This is a genomic window from Haloprofundus salinisoli, from assembly GCF_020097815.1.
GTDB lineage: Archaea > Halobacteriota > Halobacteria > Halobacteriales > Haloferacaceae > Haloprofundus > Haloprofundus salinisoli.
In genome coordinates this window covers 2,356,033-2,370,879 of the sequence record NZ_CP083663.1, presented here as the reverse complement: position 1 = coordinate 2,370,879, position 14,847 = coordinate 2,356,033, and the positions used below count along the sequence as shown (strand labels likewise).

The following is a 14,847-nucleotide window of genomic DNA, read 5'->3' as shown; positions in this document are numbered from 1 at the left end:
GTCCGTGCTCTTTAGAAACGCAGCCTCCGCCGCTTCCGGTACCACTTTCGAGCCGTAGTGGGAGTACCGACCATGCGAATCGCCCGTATTCAGACCCCCGACGGACCGCGCGAGGGCGAGTACCGAGACGGAACCGTCGTCGCGGACGACGGTGAGTACGTCGTCGGCGAGGACGGCTCGCTGCTCGCGCCGTGCGAACCCTCGGCGGTGTACTGCGTCGGCCGCAACTACGCCGCGACTCTCGAACAGATGGAGTACGAGCGACCCGAGGAACCAGACTTCTTCATCAAACCGCCGACCTCGGTCATCGCCCACGAGGAGCCGATTCCCTACCCTCCGTTCACCGACGAACTCACCTACGCGGGCGAACTCGTCGCCGTCATCGACGAGGAGTGTCACGACATCTCGGTCGACGAAGTCCCGGAGTACGTCCGCGGCTACACCATCATGAACGACGTGGACGCGCTCGACCAGCAGGGTAGAACCGCGAGAAAGGCGTTCGACGGCTCCGGACCGCTCGGTCCGTGGATCGAGACCGAGTTGGACCCCCGAAACCTCGACATGCACACGGACGTGAGCGGCGAGCGCCGACAGGAGGCGAACACGGAACTGATGCTGTTCGGCCCGTACGAGGTCGTCTCCTACCTTTCGAAGCGGTTCACGTTCCGACCGGGCGACGCCATCGCGTTCGGCAGCCCGGCGAACCCCGGAACCATCGAGCCGGACGATGTGGTCGAAATCACCTACGAGGGTATCGGGACGCTACGGAACACTGTAGAGTAGCGGGCGGACATTCCCGTTTGTCGTACCGCGAGCGACCGGAGTTCCCGTGAGCGACTGAAGAAGGGGAACGGGAACACTGAAGAGCGAAGCTCTACAGGAGCGAGCGAGTGGACCGAGGAACGCTCGAAGGCGCAAAGCGCCTCGGGGGTGACGCTGTGCTTTTGGTCCGAGAGCGGGCGCGAAGCGTCTGCCACGCCTCCGCGGCGGAACCGCAAAGAGAGCTAGAGCTTTCACCGACCGAGCGGAGCGTAACAGGTCGTGGTTCTAGACCGCTTGATTCTCCAACTCCTCAAACGCGCCCGTCTCCTCGGCGTGCTCCAGATTCCGTGCCATGATGTCCGCACGCCGCGCCCAGTACTTCGGCGTGTGCCCCGCGTTGTGCGGCGTGACGAGCACGTTGTCGAACGACCACAGGGGATGCTCCCGCGGGAGCGGTTCCGGGTCGGTCACGTCCAACGCCGCACCGCGGAGGCCATTCGTCTGGAGCGTCGAGACGAGCGCGTCGGTGTCGACGATGGGGCCGCGCCCGACGTTGACGAGCACCGAGTGCGGCGGCATCGTCCGCAGCGCCGACTCGCCGATGAGGCCCGCCGTCGTCTCGGTCAGCGGCGCGGCGACGACGACGTAGTCGCTGTCGGCGAGCGCCTCGTGAATCTCGTCGAAGCCGTACACCTCGTCGGTCGGCCCACCTTTCTCCGGCGAGTAGCGGACGCCGATGGTGTGGACGCCGAACGGTTCCAGCCGGTCGACGATACTCTCTCCGATAGCGCCGAGGCCGACGACCGCGACTCTGCTTCCGTGGACTTCGGTGGCCTGATACGACCGCCACTCGGCGCGCTCCTTTCGCCGCCACGCCGTGTCGAACCCGCGGGCGAACGAGAGAATCGCGCCGAGGGCGTACTCGGCGATGTTCGGTCCGTGGACGCCCGAGGCGTTCGTCACCGCGACGCCGCGCTCGGCGAACGAGTCGAGCTCCAGATGCCCCGTTCCGGCGTAGACGCAGGCGAACAGTTCGAGGTTCGGCGCGGCGTCGAGTTCGTCGGCGTCGAGCGAGAAGCCGGTGGCGACGCGGGCCGTCCGGAGGTACTCGCGTTCCTCCGCAGGGGTCTTCGCCAGCGCGACGTCGTAGTCGGGTAGCCGCTCGCGGAGCGTCTCGGCGTAGGCGGCCGCGGAGAGCCCGTGAATCTTCTGTCGTAAGACGACGATGTCGGGGTCGGTCATACCCCTCCATTTTTGGAGCGACCGTATGAGTGCATCTCCTTCGGCAGTCGCGGCCTGTTTCAACGGAGTAGACTGCGGAGAATACATCACTGGCTCGGAACGTATTTATCCGATGACCGTTACGGTGGCGTGTATGTTACGGTCGCAGACGACGCGGCGACGTGTTCTGGGCGCGGTCGGGGTGGGTGTCGCCGGCATCGTCGGTGGATGCGCCAGCGCGGGCGTTCTCGGGGAGTCCGAAGGGGCGACGCAGCTGGGCGAACTCCAACTCAGCAACTCGCACGTCGAGTCGCACAGTGTCGACCTCATCGTCCGGCGCGACGGAGAACTCGTCCACTGGACCTCACACGACCTCGACGGCGTCGAGAACAACGTCTCCGACGGCGAGACGGTGGACCTCTCTTGGAGCCAGACGCCCGGGTCGTACGTCATCTCCGCGCGTCTTGACGACGCCGAGAGGTGGGAGACGTTCGCGCTGTCGGATCTCGGCGACGCGCCGTGTTACCGTCTGTTGGTGAAAGTCGACCACGAGGGTCGACTCGGCATCTGGTCGATGGCGAGTCCGGACGCCTGCGGCGACGATTCGGCGACGCCCGCCGAGTAGCCGTCGTTTCTCCTCGCCCTCTCGAACTCCTGCAGACCCCGTCGGCAGCTCTGCGTTCACTCGCCGGATGACCGTTCGTTGCGCGGAACGTTCCGGACCTTTAATGGCGATGTACTGCCGGATACGTGGTATGCAGCGCGTAGACGTAGCCATCGTCGGCGGCGGTCCGGGCGGTACGGCAGCGGCGCACGCGGCCGCGTCCGCCGGAGCGACGGCCGTCGTGATGGAGAAAGGCGTCCCGCGGGCCGACCGAGAGGGACTCGGTCCGGACTCGACGGACGCCGCGGGAATCCTCGACTACTGGGTGGATATCATGGGTATCCACCCCGACGAGATGCCCGACGGAATCGTCCTCCAGACGCTCGATCGCGCGGAGTTCGTCGGCCCGAACGAGTCGTTGACGCTCCGCGCGACGGGCATCGAATCGCCGTACGACGAGTTCGGCTACACCTTCCACCGCGCTCGGTTCGACGACTGGATGCGCCAACGCGCCGAGGACGCGGGCGCGGAGTACCGCGTGAAAGCCTCGGTGAAGAACGTCGAGACGAACCTCGCGTCAACCGGCGACGGCCCGCGACACACCGTCGAACTCAAAGGCGGCGAGAACGTCGGTGCCGACTTCCTGATTCTGGCCGACGGTCCCCAGCGAACCGTGACGAACCGCGTGCTCGACCGCTTCCTCCCCGACGGCGAGAAAGCCTCCGAACGTCTCTCCTCGCCGCGGGCGAACCACATCGCCTACCAGGAGTACCGCCGCTTCCCCGAGGAACTGTTCGAGGAGATCAGATCGGCGATCACGTTCTGGTGGGGGTACATGCCCGGTCACACCGCCTACCCGTGGGTGTTCCCGAACGACGACAACGTCTGTCGCGTCGGCCTCACGATGCCCATCGGGATGGACATAGACGAGGTAAACGACCGCGAGAAGTACGCGCTCCTCCGCCCGGAGGACGAGCGCATCCCGCAGGGCAAAGAGTACATCCGACGTCTCCTCGACCACGTCTACGGCGACGAGTACGACCTCGACGACTTCCCGCTGGTCGAAGACCGCGGCAAGCGCGGCGGGACGGAGACGTACGCCATCTCCTCGACGCGACCCATCGACTCGCCGGTCGGCGCGGACATCGCCGTCGTCGGCGGCGCGATGGGTGCGACCTCCGCGTTCCACGAGGGCGGCGATCACGTCGCCGTCCGTACGGGCGCTATCGCCGGCGAACTCGCTGCCACCGGCGATCTCTCGGCGTACAACCAGCGCTGGAAGGACGCGATAGACGACGAAATTCTGCGAAACGTTGCCATGGCCGACCTCGTCCACGACTACGGCCCCGACGACTGGGACTGGGCGTTCGAGACGGCGCGTAAGCTCTTGGACACCGACGGGGGAGTCCAGATTCTCGAAGGCGGCGCTCGCGCGGGCGTCAACGCCGCCCGCCTCGCGGGCGCGTACAAGAAACGGAAGTACAAGTTCCGCAAGGGCCGCTACGTTCAGCTGAAAGAGTCCGAATACACGGTCTGAATCGGACGTTCTCGGTCTCCGCACCTCGATTCGAACGCCGTCGCTGAGGGGCTCTTTCTCGAATCCGAACTCGGAAAAACGGACGTTTATGCGGCGGCTGCCTGCGACTGCTTCTTGCGCGTGACGTAACCGGCGATGCGGTTGCGGACGCCTTTCGAGTCGACGTTGGTCAGTTTGTCGACGTTCTCCTTGTTCGTCTCGAAGTCGGTGTTGAACGCCTGCGGGTACTTCTCCAGCAGCAGCGCACCCATCTGCTTGACGTACTTGGGTTTGATAGCCATACGGGAATCTTCCGTCGTAGCCCACTAAAACGATTCGTTCCGCGCCTGCAGTGTGGGCGACGGTGGCACGGCTCGCGTTCTCACGACCGACCTCGGGTCAGCGCGCATCCCGGTCATCGCGTCGCTCGCGTCCGTCGCGTCGCTCTCGCCACCCCGTCTCGGCGCTTAGTCGCTCGAACGCCTCTCGCTCGGCGTCGCCGCCGCAGTTCTCGACCGTCTCCTCGAAGTATTCGAGGCGCTCGATCAGCACGTCGGTGTCGTAGGCGGGCACGTCCAACCGCGACGCCGCGACCGTCGCGTCGACGACGGCGTAGAACCCGCGGTTGATGGTTCGGACGCCCGTCTCGACCACGTTCGACTCCAGCGGCCGGAGTTCCCACCGCTCGATGGTCGTTTCCCGGCGCTCTTGGCTTTCGACGCAGCGGACTTCGACGCGCACCCACGCGTCGACGCTGTCGAGCACCGGGCCCGACTCCTCGCGTACCGTCACCGCGGCGTCGACGAACGTCCGCGGGTCGGTGACGAACTGGACGACGCCCTCAGCCTGCCGATGGAAGTTCCGACGCGTCCGGGTGTTGCCCCACGTCGTCGCCGTCGCAGGCGCGTTCGACTCTTCGGGCGCGCGAACCCCGAGCGCCGCGACGTTCCACAGGTCGTTCGGCCCGAGCGTCGTCACCACCGATTCCGTGACGCCCCGGAGTTCGACGGGCCACCGTCCGACCGCCTCGCCGTCCCCGTCGCCCTCCCCCGGCTCGCTCACACGCGCACCCCCCGTTCGAGCGCGACGAACAGCGCCGCGGCCGTGATGTCGGCGGTCGTCCCCGGGTTGACACTCTCGGCGACGAGCGCCTCCGCGAGTCGCTCCGCTGCCGCCTCGTCGCCGCGGGCGTCGGCGGCCCACTTCGACACCGCGACGGCGACCTCCTCGCCGTGCTGGGTGGTGACGAGCGTGTCCGATTCCTCGGCGAGCAAATCGAGAAACGCCCGCGCCGCGCGGTCCGGAACCGGGCCGTCGTCGTCGCAAATCGCGTCGGCGGCGGCGAACGTTCGCCGGAACCCGCCGACCCACTCGCGGGCGTTGCCGTCGCGGTCCGCGCCCATCTCCATCACGTCGTACAGCGTCAGCCCCTGAGATTCGAGCGCGGGAATCGCCTCCGACCCGCGGCGAACGTCCAGTTCGGGGGCGTCCTCCGGCGGGTCGGCGACGGCGACGTCGACGTGCTCGAACGAGCGGTAGAAGTCGGCGGCGTCGGCGACGGTGGTCGATTCGACGACGCGCGTCGCGTCTTCGGGGGTGAGCGCACCGTCGAATTCGACGGCCGCTTTCACCAGCGGCACGAGCAACAGCAGGCAGCCGAACTGGGTGTTGCCGCCCCCCTGTCGACTCATTCCCTCGACTGCGCACTCGAACGCCTCCCCGACGGACGCGTCGTTGGCGGCCATCCGGAGCCCCTCGCCCGACCCGACGGCACCCGCGAGGAAGTGTTCGAACCGCAAGTCGTCCAAATCGCGGTTCCGGTCGACGTTGCCCGGTTTCGGCGTACTCGCAACCTCCAAGAGGAGTGCGAGTTGCGCGCGCTCGGCGGGCGTCACGCCGACACCTCCGGTTCGTCGGACCCGTCGGGTTCGTCGGCTCCGTCCGCCCCGAACCACTCGTCGACGGCGGCGCGGACCCGTTTCAGAACGCGGGGGTCGTCGCTCGGCCGCCCGACGCTCACCGCGTCCGCCCCGTACTCGACGTACTCGCCGACGCTGGCGGCATCGCGGACGCCGTTGTTGGCGACGAGGTAGAGGTCGTCTCCGACGGCCGCGGCGACGTCGCCGACGACGTGCTCGGAGTCCATCGCGTCGACGTGGAGCATCGTCGCGCCCGCGTCGGCGACGCGTCGCGCCGTCTCCGGGAGGTCGACCCCCGGAACCTCCGTTCGGACTTTGACGCTCACGGTCGCACCGATATCGGCGGCGGCGGCGACGTGTCGGCAGAGGCGGTCGGTGTCGGACAGTAACGCCTCGCCGCAACCCACCGCGCAGAGTTCGTCCTGCCGGCAGTGAGCGTTGATTTCGAGTATCGCGTCGTGGTCGGCGCAGACGACACCCGCCGAACGAATCGGCGAGACGGTCGCACTGCGCACGTTGACGCCGACTCGGAGGGGCGCGTCGACCAGCCTCCCGAGCTCGGCGTCGACGAACGCCAGCGGGTCTTCTGGAAGGAATTCCGTGCGTCCGCGAGCGGCGAGTTCCCGCGCCGCCTCACGCGAGGCGTCGTCTAACGCGACGCCGCCGAGAAACGCCGCGTCGACGTACGGGGCGGCCGTTTCGGCCCACTGTGAATCGGACTCACCGCTCAGACTCGCGGCGGCGAGGCGTACTCGATTCACGCCGGAACACCTCGACGGCGAGCGCTCACGAGACCGCCTCCAGCGCGTCCTCGACAGCACCCATCACGCGCGCAGCGTCGTCGGGACCGTCGAGTCTCGTATCGGTTCTGACGACCGGTCGGTCGAGTCGCGTCCCGTCCTCGTCGTCGAGGACGAACGCGTCGGCGAACGGGTACGCCTCGGCGACGCCCGCGGTGCTGGCCTCGTAGCCGACGCCGCGCATCAGTTCGGCGGCCGGCCCGGAGAACACCGTGTCCTCGACGAACGGCGAGACGGCGACCACCGGCGTCGCGTCGAGCGCCTCCCGGATGCCGGGGACCGCGAGCATCGGCCCGATACTCGTGACCGGGTTGGAGGGACCGACGACGACTGGAGAGTCGAGCGCTTCGAGCACCGCGTCGGTCGGCTCGGCGTCGTCGGCCCCGCGGAACGCCACGTCGCGGACCGCGGGGTCGGCGCGGCGGCCCACCCAGTACTCCTGGAAGTGCATCGGTCCCTCGTCGGTGTGGACGACGGAGGCGACGGGGTCGTCCGACATCGGGAGAAGCGTCACGTCGAGGTCGAACGCGTCGGCCAGTGTCCGAGTGACCTCGGTGAGGCTGTGGCCTTCGTCGAGGAGACTCGTCCGCGTCACGTGGACCGCGCGGTCTCTGTCGCCGAGTTCCATGAACTCCGCGACGCCCGAGAAGCGTCGCCAGCGGGCGATTCTCCTCCCCTCCGTCTGGGCGTCCTCGGGGAGGTAGCGAGGGCCACCGCCGAGGCCGGCGGCGTCGGCGAGGCGGTGCAGCTCCTCGTGGGTCTCGGTGGTGTCGCCGTCGATGCCCCACCAGCGTTCGCGGTCGAGGACGCCGCCGCCGTCGAACAAGACGGTGTCGAGGTCCGGGCAGACGAGCACGCCGCCGAGTTCCACGTCGTCGCCGGTGTTGCCGACGACTGTCGCCTCCGCAGGGTCGAACGTCGACCCGTCGAGGCCGTCGAGCAACTTCGGGGTGCCCGTCCCCCCGGCGAGAAAGGTGACCATTTGCGGGAGGTTGACCGGGCAGCGATTTGTATCTGGCCTTCACGGCGACGCGCTCGCGCGGCCGCACACCGCGCCGCACCTCGACGGGAGACGGGCGAGGACCCCCGATACCGAGTGAACGGGTTCCGACGCCAAGTGAGCGGTGCCCGATGCCGGGGTGGTCGAGCGCTCGACGCCGAGTGAGCCGGCTATTTGTTCCCCGATTGCGAAGTTGGGTGCCATGAACGCCATCAAGGACAGCGTCCACGACTACATCCCCGTGGACCCCGTCGCACGCGCCCTCCTCGACACGCCCGAACTCCAGCGACTCCGCCACATCAAACAGCTCTCCACCGTCCGACTCGTCTACCCGTCGGCGAACCACACGCGCTTCGAACACAGCCTCGGCGTTTATCACCTCGCCTCCCGCGCGCTCGACCACCTCGGCGTCGACGACGACCGGGCCGCGCACGTCCGCGCCGCCGCGCTGCTGCACGACATCGGCCACGGCCCCTACGGCCACCAGACCGAGGAGGTCATCATGCGCCGGACCGGCGAGCACCACGACGAGATCGGTAACCTGCTCGCCTCGTCGGCCGCCGGCGAGGTGCTCCGGGACCACGGCCTCCACCCGGCTCGGGTCGCCGAACTCGTCCGCGGCGAGGGCGAGCTGGGCCAACTCGTCTCCGGGGAGTTGGACGTCGACCGGATGGACTACCTCGTGCGCGACGCCCACCACTCGGGCGTCCCCTACGGCACCATCGACCACGGCCGCCTCGTCCGCGCGCTTCGACTGCGCGACGGTCGCCTCGTTCTCGCGTCCGGAAACGTCCAGACCGCCGAGAGCATGCTTCTCGCGCGCAGTCTGATGAACGGCGTCGTCTACCGCCACCACGTCTCGCGCATCGCCGGCGCAATGTTGGACCGTGCGTCCGAGCGCCTGCTCGACGAAACGGAACTCGGCGTCCAGACGTTCCGCCGGATGGCCGACCACGACCTGCTCGTCGAACTCGGCGAATCGGTGCCGGAACTCGGGCGGCGAATCGAGCGCCGCGACCTGTACAAACGCGGCGTCTGGGCCGGACTCTGGGAGGTTCCCGCCTGGGTGTCGGAACTCGACCACGACGACGTTCGCGCCGCCGAGCGCGACATCGCCGACGTCGCGGGCGTCGATTCGGCGGCGGTCATCGTCGACGTACCGCGCCGACCGACGCTCAAGGAGTCGGCGTCGCGCGTCGTCGTCGACGACACCGTCCGACGACTGGAGGAGGCGTCCGAACTCGTCGGCGCGCTGAGAAACACCGAGAGGGCGCAGTGGCGACTCGGCGTCTACGCGCCGGACGAGTGCGTAGACGCCGTCGGCGACGCGGCGACGAAGATACTCGGCGTCGACGACTGAGCGGCGAAGAGCGAGCAGGCGAAAAGTGAGTGAGCGAAGAGCGAGCAGGCGAAAAGTGAGCGAGCGAAGAGCGAGCGTCCGACCACCTCAGTCCCCGGTCGGTGTCCCCGTGTGAGATGGGCCCGGACAGAGGTGAGACGGGCTCAGACGGACGGAGAGACGAGAACGGGAAGACGCGACCCTCCGACGGTTTTTATCCGGTGACGCCGAATCGCCCACCAATGATCACCATCAAAGACAGCGTCCACGACCACATCGAGGTCGACGGCGTCGCCGCGGCGCTGTTGGATACGCCGGAGGTCCAGCGACTCCGGCACATCAAGCAACTCGGCACGGTCCAGTTCGTCTACCCGTCGGCGAACCACACGCGCTTCGAACACAGCCTCGGCGTCTACCACCTCGCCTCCCGCGCGCTCGACCACCTCGGCGTCGAGGGCGTCAACGCCGAACGCGTCCGCGCCGCCGCACTCCTCCACGACGTGGGCCACGGTCCGTTCAGCCACAACGTCGAGGCGCTGACGCACCGCCACACCGGCAAGTACCACGACGACGTCGACGAACTGCTCGCCGAGGGCACCGTCGGCGAGGTGCTCCGGGACCACGACCTCGATCCCGCGCGCGTCGCCGGACTCGTCCGCGGCGAGGGGAAGTACGGGCAGGTCGTCTCCGGGGAGTTAGACGTCGACCGGATGGACTACCTCGTGCGCGACGCCCATCACACCGGCGTCCCCTACGGCACCATCGACCACGAGCGCCTCGTGCGCGAACTCACGTTCGTCGACGGCGAGCTGGTGCTCGCGGAGGGGAACGTCCAGACCGCCGAGAGCCTGCTGGTCGCCCGCGCGCTGATGAACCCGACCGTCTACCAGCATCCGGTCGCGCGAATCTCGAAGGCGATGCTGCGCCGCGCCGCCGAACACCTCCTCGCCGACACGGACTGCACCGCCGACAGACTGCGGCGGATGGACGATCACGACTTGCTCGTCGCGCTTCGGAACATCGACGGAACCGCCGGCTTCGCCCGCCGCCTCGACGCGCGCGACCTGTACAAACGCGGCGTCTGGGCCGAGATCTCCGACGTTCCGGAGTCCGTTCTGGAAGCGCCCCACGAGGAGATCCGCGAGGTCGAGGCGAGCGTCGCCGACACCGCCGGCGTCGAGCCCGAACACGTCGTCGTCGACGTGCCAGCGAAGCCGTCGATGAGAGAGTCGACGAGTCGGGTCGTCGTCAACGGCGACATCCGACAGTTGGGTCGGCAGTCGCCGCTGGTCAACGCGCTGCGAACCGCCCAGAAGAATCAGTGGCGGCTCGGCGTCTACGCGCCGGCCGACGTCGCGGAGACGGTCGGCCGCGCCGCCGCCGACGAACTCGGCCTCGACATCGACGGTGCGCTCGTCAACGACGTGCGCGCCGGCGAGGCGACGACGCTCGACCAGTTCGACTGACGCCCGACGCCACCGACCGGTCGCGCGGACCGCACACCGGAACGAGGGTTTCAAGCCGCGGCACCGTCTCGAGTCAGACGATGGAACTGGAGGGTACCGTCCTCGTCGGCCGGGAGTTCGAACCGGTCGAGGGACGGGTCGTCGTCGAGGACGGCATGATACGGGCGATAGAAGAGACATCGACGGACTCCACGTCGATAATCCTCCCCGCGTTCGTCAACGCGCACACGCACATCGGCGACTCGATAGCGAAGGAGGCCGGCGGCGGGCTGAGCCTCGACGAACTCGTCGCCCCGCCGGACGGCCTCAAACACCGCCTGCTCCGGGCGGCGAGTCAGTCCGAGAAGATCACCGCGATGCGGCGGTCGCTTCGGTACATGCAGTCGGGCGGCACCGCCGCCTGCATCGAGTTCCGCGAGGGCGGCCGCGAGGGCGTCGACGCGATTCGCGCCGCCGCGGCGGACGTCGACCTCCGGCCGGTCATCCTCGGCCGCGAGACGGCCGACGCGATGGAGATCGCGGACGGGTTCGGCGCCAGCGGTGCGCGCGACGGCGAGTTCGGGAGCGTCCGCAACGCGACCCACGAAGCCGGGAAGCTGTTCGGCATCCACGCGGGCGAGCGCGACCCCGACGACATCAACCCGGCGCTCGACCTCGACCCGGATTTCCTCGTCCACATGGTCCACCCCGAATCGCTGCACCTCGAACGCGTGGCCGACCGGGAAGTGCCTATCGTGGTCTGTCCGCGCTCGAACCTCGTCACGAACGTCGGCGTGCCGCCCATCCGGGAACTCGCCGACCGGACGACGGTGGCGCTCGGCACCGACAACGTGATGCTCAACAGCCCGTCGATGTTCCGCGAGATGGAGTTCGCCGCCAAACTCGCCGACGTCTCCGCCGTCGAAGTGCTGCGGATGGCGACGGTCAACGGCGCGGAGATCGCCGGTCTGAACTGCGGACTCGTCGAAGAGGGCCGCGACGCGAAACTGCTCGTCCTCGACGGCGACTCCGACAACCTCTCGGGCGTCCGCGACCCCGTCCGCGCCGCCGCCCGTCGCGCGGGCGTCTCGGACGTCGAACGCGTTGTTCTGTGAGGTGGCGACTCTCGTCGCGCGAACAGTTATTAACCCTCCGACAGTAGCTTGGTACGATATCGCATGGGTATGTACGACCGGATTCTCGTTCCGACCGACGGCTCCGACGGCGTCGAGCGGGCGGTCGGCCACGCCGTCGAGCTCGCCGAGGCGCACGGCGCGACGATACACGCCATCTACGTGGTCAATACCGCGAGCTACGCGGGCCTGCCCATGGAGTCGTCGTGGGACGGCATCGACGAGATGCTCCGCGCCGACGCCGAAGTCGCCGTCGAGGAGGTCCGCCGAATCGCCGCCGAGCGCGGCGTCCCGGTCGAAGCCGCCGTCGTCGACGGCTCGCCGAGCCGCGAGATCGTCAGCTACGCCGAGCGCGAGGGCTGCGACCTCATCGTGATGGGGACGCACGGCCGCGGCGGTATCGACCGCCTCCTTCTCGGAAGTGTCGCCGAGAAGGTCGTCCGCGGGTCGAACGTGCCTGTGCTGACCGTCCACGTCGCCGACGAACCGCCGGGGCAACCCGCCTGAGCGGCAGTATCGACCGAGTCGAAGACGCCCGGTCGTGCCGGTCTACGCCGAGCGGAGGTGCTCGCAGTCGCCGGCGTGGACCGTCACCTCGCCCTCGTCGGTGTCGACGACGAGCGCGCCCGGATGAACCACGTCGACGGCCTCTCCCTCGACGACGCCCTCCGGCGTCTCGATGCGAACGCGCCGGCCCAGCGTCGCGCTGTACTCGCGCCACGCCGGAAGTACCGACTCGGGGTCGTCGCGGAGCGCGTAGAACTCTTCGAGGAGTCGCTGGACGAACAGCCGTCGGTTCACGTCGCCAGCCTCCTCACGGATGCTCGTCGCACCCGCCGGCAGCGTCTCTATGTCGATGTTGGCGTTGACGCCGATGCCGACCACTATCCACGAGACGCGGTCGGCTTCGCCCTCCATCTCGGTGAGGATGCCGACGAGTTTTCGACCGCCGCGACCCAGCGTGTCACCTTCGACAGCGTCGTCGGCCACGGGGACGAGCACGTCGTTCGGCCACTTTATCTCGGCGGGTACGCCCGCCTCTCGCGCCGCCCTGGTCGTCGCAACGGCGGCGGCGAGCGTGAACAGCGGGACGTGTGCGGGGGGGCGCGACGGCCGGAACACCAGAGAGAGCCAGACACCGCCGCTCGGCGCGGTCCACTCGCGGTCGAGTCGCCCGCGACTGCCGACCTGTTCGTCGGCCAGCACGGCGACGTCCGCCGCGCCCTCGGCGGCGAGTTCGCGGCCGCGGTCGTTCGTGCTTCCAATCCGGCCGTGGTACTCGACGGTTACCGGCGCGTCGAGGCCGAGTTCGACCGCCAACGCGCCGTACTCTGGTACGTCCGCCAGTTCGTATCCGGCGTCCGTGCTCTCGACGGCGAACCCGTCGGCCCGCAGCGCCTCTATCTGCTTCCACACCGCCGCCCGCGAGATACCGAGCGCTTCGGCGAGTGCCGGACCGGAGACGACGTCGTCGGCCAGCGCGTCCAGAACCGCCCGCCGCGTGTCACTCATGCCGGCGACTCCGCGGGCAGTCGCAATGAACGCGGCGGTCGTGCGTCGTCGACTGTCGTCTCGGCGTCGACGCCCGTATCGAGCGTGTTCGAGAAGGAAATAATATATAAATTCTATGTTCAAATACAAATACAGTCATCTTTAATGTAAAAATCCAACCAGAAGACTTATATCTATGTCAAGATGCACTCATACTGGCTTTTTCACCCTGGACGACGTTCCATCCCACATGCCAGACCGGCATCACCCTGAGTCGCAACCGACCGCCCCAGAGACAGATGCCGACCCCCCGAAGGTTCTGGTGTTGGACGGTGGCGGCCCGGCGGCGTTGCGCGTCGTGCGCTCTCTCGGTCGCCGGGGCGTCGACGTGACCGTCGGCGGAACGAGTCGGGTGGGCCTCGGCATGGTCTCGCGGTACGCCGACAGCAGGTACGTCTATCCGAACCCGGCGTCGGACTACCGACGGTTCGTCGACGATCTCCGGGCGTATCTGGCGGCCAACGACGTCTTCGCCGTCATCCCGGTGTCGGATATGAGTTCGCTCGTCTGTTCGCACCACAAAGCCGAACTGGAGGAGACGGGCGCGAAAGTCGCCGTCGAGGACCCCGAGACGTTCGACAAAGCGTACGACAAAGGAGCGCTCTTCGATATCGCCGCCGACCTCGACGTGCCGACGCCGGAAACCCGACAGCGCGAAGAGTACACCGACGTGGTCGACCTCGCCGACGGCATGTCGCTTCCGGCGGTCGTCAAGTACCGCAGCAAGACGGTGCTCGACGGCAGGCAGGCGCACACCGATCTGATCGACGACGTGAACTACGTCGAGACGGAGGCGGCGCTCATCTCGACGTATCAGGTACTCGTCGGGCGTAACAGCCACCTGAAGGGCCACGAACCCATCGTTCAGGAGTACGTCCCCGGCGAGACGACGGCGACGGTCGTTCTCGCCGACGAAGGAGAGGTGCTCGCACAGTTCCAGGAGCGGCGCGTCCGAACGTACCCCTCTTCGGGCGGCAACTCCGCGGTGCTGGAGTCGATGCACGACGAGAAGATGCAGCGCTACGCCGAGGAGGTCATCGGCGCGCTGGAGTGGACGGGACCGGCGATGGTCGAGTTCATGCGGACCGACGACGGCGAGTACTACCTCATCGAGGTCAACGGCCGGTACTGGGGATCGGTACCGTTCGCCGTCGCCTGCGGCGTCGACTTCCCGTGGCTCCACTTCCAACAACTGCTCGGCGAGACCCCCCGCCACGACGGCGAATACCCCACCGGCGAGCGGATGCAGCGGCTGTTCTACGAGGACCTCAAGTGGCTCGGCGAGAACGTCTCGGACCGCCCCGTCAGCTCGCTCGGCGCGTTCGGACGCGCCCTCGGGAGCTATCGGCACAGCATCCCGGCGTGGGACGACCCCGTCCCCGCCGCCGGCGCGCTGCTACAGTCGGCGGTGCTGACCTCGCGGCGACTCGCCGACGACCGAAAGCAGCGCTCCGTCGATGCCGAAGACCCCGCGTCGACGCCGAACACGACCTGAGAAGCGACTCGATTTTCCGATTGCAGTCACTCGACGGGAGATAAAAGAGAGAAGCGATCGAG

Annotated in this window: 15 protein-coding genes; 8 read left to right on the top strand and 7 right to left on the bottom strand. The window is 68.0% G+C overall.

Translation table 11 applies throughout. The annotated features are described in order from the left end of the window. The first annotated feature begins 72 nt into the window (after positions 1-72). A complete protein-coding gene (locus LAQ73_RS12505; RefSeq protein ID WP_224268614.1) occupies positions 73-783 on the top strand; it encodes a fumarylacetoacetate hydrolase family protein in 711 nt (236 codons plus the stop codon). A 264-nt stretch (positions 784-1,047) separates the two neighbouring features. Here LAQ73_RS12505 and LAQ73_RS12500 read toward each other — a convergent pair whose 3' ends face one another. Continuing rightward, entirely contained in the window at positions 1,048-2,004 is a 957-nt protein-coding gene (locus LAQ73_RS12500) for a D-2-hydroxyacid dehydrogenase (RefSeq protein WP_224268613.1), read from the bottom strand. Between the two features lie 133 nt (positions 2,005-2,137). On the opposite strand from LAQ73_RS12500, the gene LAQ73_RS12495 reads away from it, so the two are divergent. Both LAQ73_RS12495 and LAQ73_RS12490 read left to right on the top strand, forming a co-directional pair. Beyond that, entirely contained in the window at positions 2,138-2,608 is a 471-nt protein-coding gene (locus tag LAQ73_RS12495) for a hypothetical protein (protein ID WP_224268612.1), read from the top strand. Positions 2,609-2,738: 130 nt separating this feature from the next. Further along, positions 2,739-4,124, top strand: a complete 1,386-nt coding sequence (locus tag LAQ73_RS12490; RefSeq protein ID WP_224268611.1) for an NAD(P)/FAD-dependent oxidoreductase — start codon at positions 2,739-2,741, stop codon at positions 4,122-4,124. Positions 4,125-4,210: 86 nt separating this feature from the next. Here LAQ73_RS12490 and LAQ73_RS12485 read toward each other — a convergent pair whose 3' ends face one another. The 5 genes from LAQ73_RS12485 to cofD all read right to left on the bottom strand — a co-directional run bounded on the left by LAQ73_RS12485 (position 4,211) and on the right by cofD (position 7,804). Beyond that, complete coding sequence (locus LAQ73_RS12485; RefSeq protein ID WP_224268610.1) at positions 4,211-4,405, bottom strand: 30S ribosomal protein S17e; 195 nt, start codon at positions 4,403-4,405, stop codon at positions 4,211-4,213. 97 nt (positions 4,406-4,502) lie between these two features. After that, positions 4,503-5,165 (bottom strand): DUF447 domain-containing protein, encoded by a 663-nt coding sequence (locus LAQ73_RS12480; RefSeq protein ID WP_224268609.1) that lies wholly within the window; start codon positions 5,163-5,165, stop codon positions 4,503-4,505. Then, complete coding sequence (locus LAQ73_RS12475; protein ID WP_224268608.1) at positions 5,162-5,998, bottom strand: triphosphoribosyl-dephospho-CoA synthase; 837 nt, start codon at positions 5,996-5,998, stop codon at positions 5,162-5,164. The genes LAQ73_RS12480 and LAQ73_RS12475 overlap by 4 nt, the downstream gene beginning before the upstream one ends. After that, entirely contained in the window at positions 5,995-6,783 is a 789-nt protein-coding gene (locus LAQ73_RS12470) for a tRNA-dihydrouridine synthase (protein WP_224268607.1), read from the bottom strand. The genes LAQ73_RS12475 and LAQ73_RS12470 overlap by 4 nt, the downstream gene beginning before the upstream one ends. Positions 6,784-6,808: 25 nt before the next feature. Continuing rightward, positions 6,809-7,804, bottom strand: a complete 996-nt coding sequence (gene cofD / locus LAQ73_RS12465; RefSeq protein ID WP_224268606.1) for a 2-phospho-L-lactate transferase — start codon at positions 7,802-7,804, stop codon at positions 6,809-6,811. 220 nt (positions 7,805-8,024) lie between these two features. Here cofD and LAQ73_RS12460 point away from each other — a divergent pair, with 220 nt between their 5' ends. From LAQ73_RS12460 to LAQ73_RS12445, 4 genes are all read left to right on the top strand, one after another. Then, the gene (locus tag LAQ73_RS12460; protein WP_224268605.1) at positions 8,025-9,182 is read left to right on the top strand and encodes an HD domain-containing protein; all 1,158 of its coding nucleotides are present in this window, start codon (positions 8,025-8,027) and stop codon (positions 9,180-9,182) included. A 221-nt stretch (positions 9,183-9,403) separates the two neighbouring features. Next, positions 9,404-10,627, top strand: a complete 1,224-nt coding sequence (locus LAQ73_RS12455; RefSeq protein ID WP_224268604.1) for an HD domain-containing protein — start codon at positions 9,404-9,406, stop codon at positions 10,625-10,627. Positions 10,628-10,707: 80 nt separating this feature from the next. Then, the gene (locus LAQ73_RS12450; RefSeq protein ID WP_224268603.1) at positions 10,708-11,721 is read left to right on the top strand and encodes an amidohydrolase family protein; all 1,014 of its coding nucleotides are present in this window, start codon (positions 10,708-10,710) and stop codon (positions 11,719-11,721) included. A 63-nt stretch (positions 11,722-11,784) separates the two neighbouring features. Next, positions 11,785-12,246, top strand: a complete 462-nt coding sequence (locus tag LAQ73_RS12445; protein ID WP_224268602.1) for a universal stress protein — start codon at positions 11,785-11,787, stop codon at positions 12,244-12,246. Positions 12,247-12,288: 42 nt separating this feature from the next. Here LAQ73_RS12445 and LAQ73_RS12440 read toward each other — a convergent pair whose 3' ends face one another. Next, positions 12,289-13,251: a biotin--[acetyl-CoA-carboxylase] ligase gene (locus LAQ73_RS12440; RefSeq protein WP_224268601.1), complete on the bottom strand. Its 963-nt coding sequence runs from the start codon at positions 13,249-13,251 to the stop codon at positions 12,289-12,291. Positions 13,252-13,480: 229 nt separating this feature from the next. Here LAQ73_RS12440 and LAQ73_RS12435 point away from each other — a divergent pair, with 229 nt between their 5' ends. Continuing rightward, the gene (locus LAQ73_RS12435) at positions 13,481-14,785 is read left to right on the top strand and encodes a carboxylate--amine ligase (RefSeq protein WP_224268600.1); all 1,305 of its coding nucleotides are present in this window, start codon (positions 13,481-13,483) and stop codon (positions 14,783-14,785) included. Positions 14,786-14,847 lie beyond the last annotated feature (62 nt).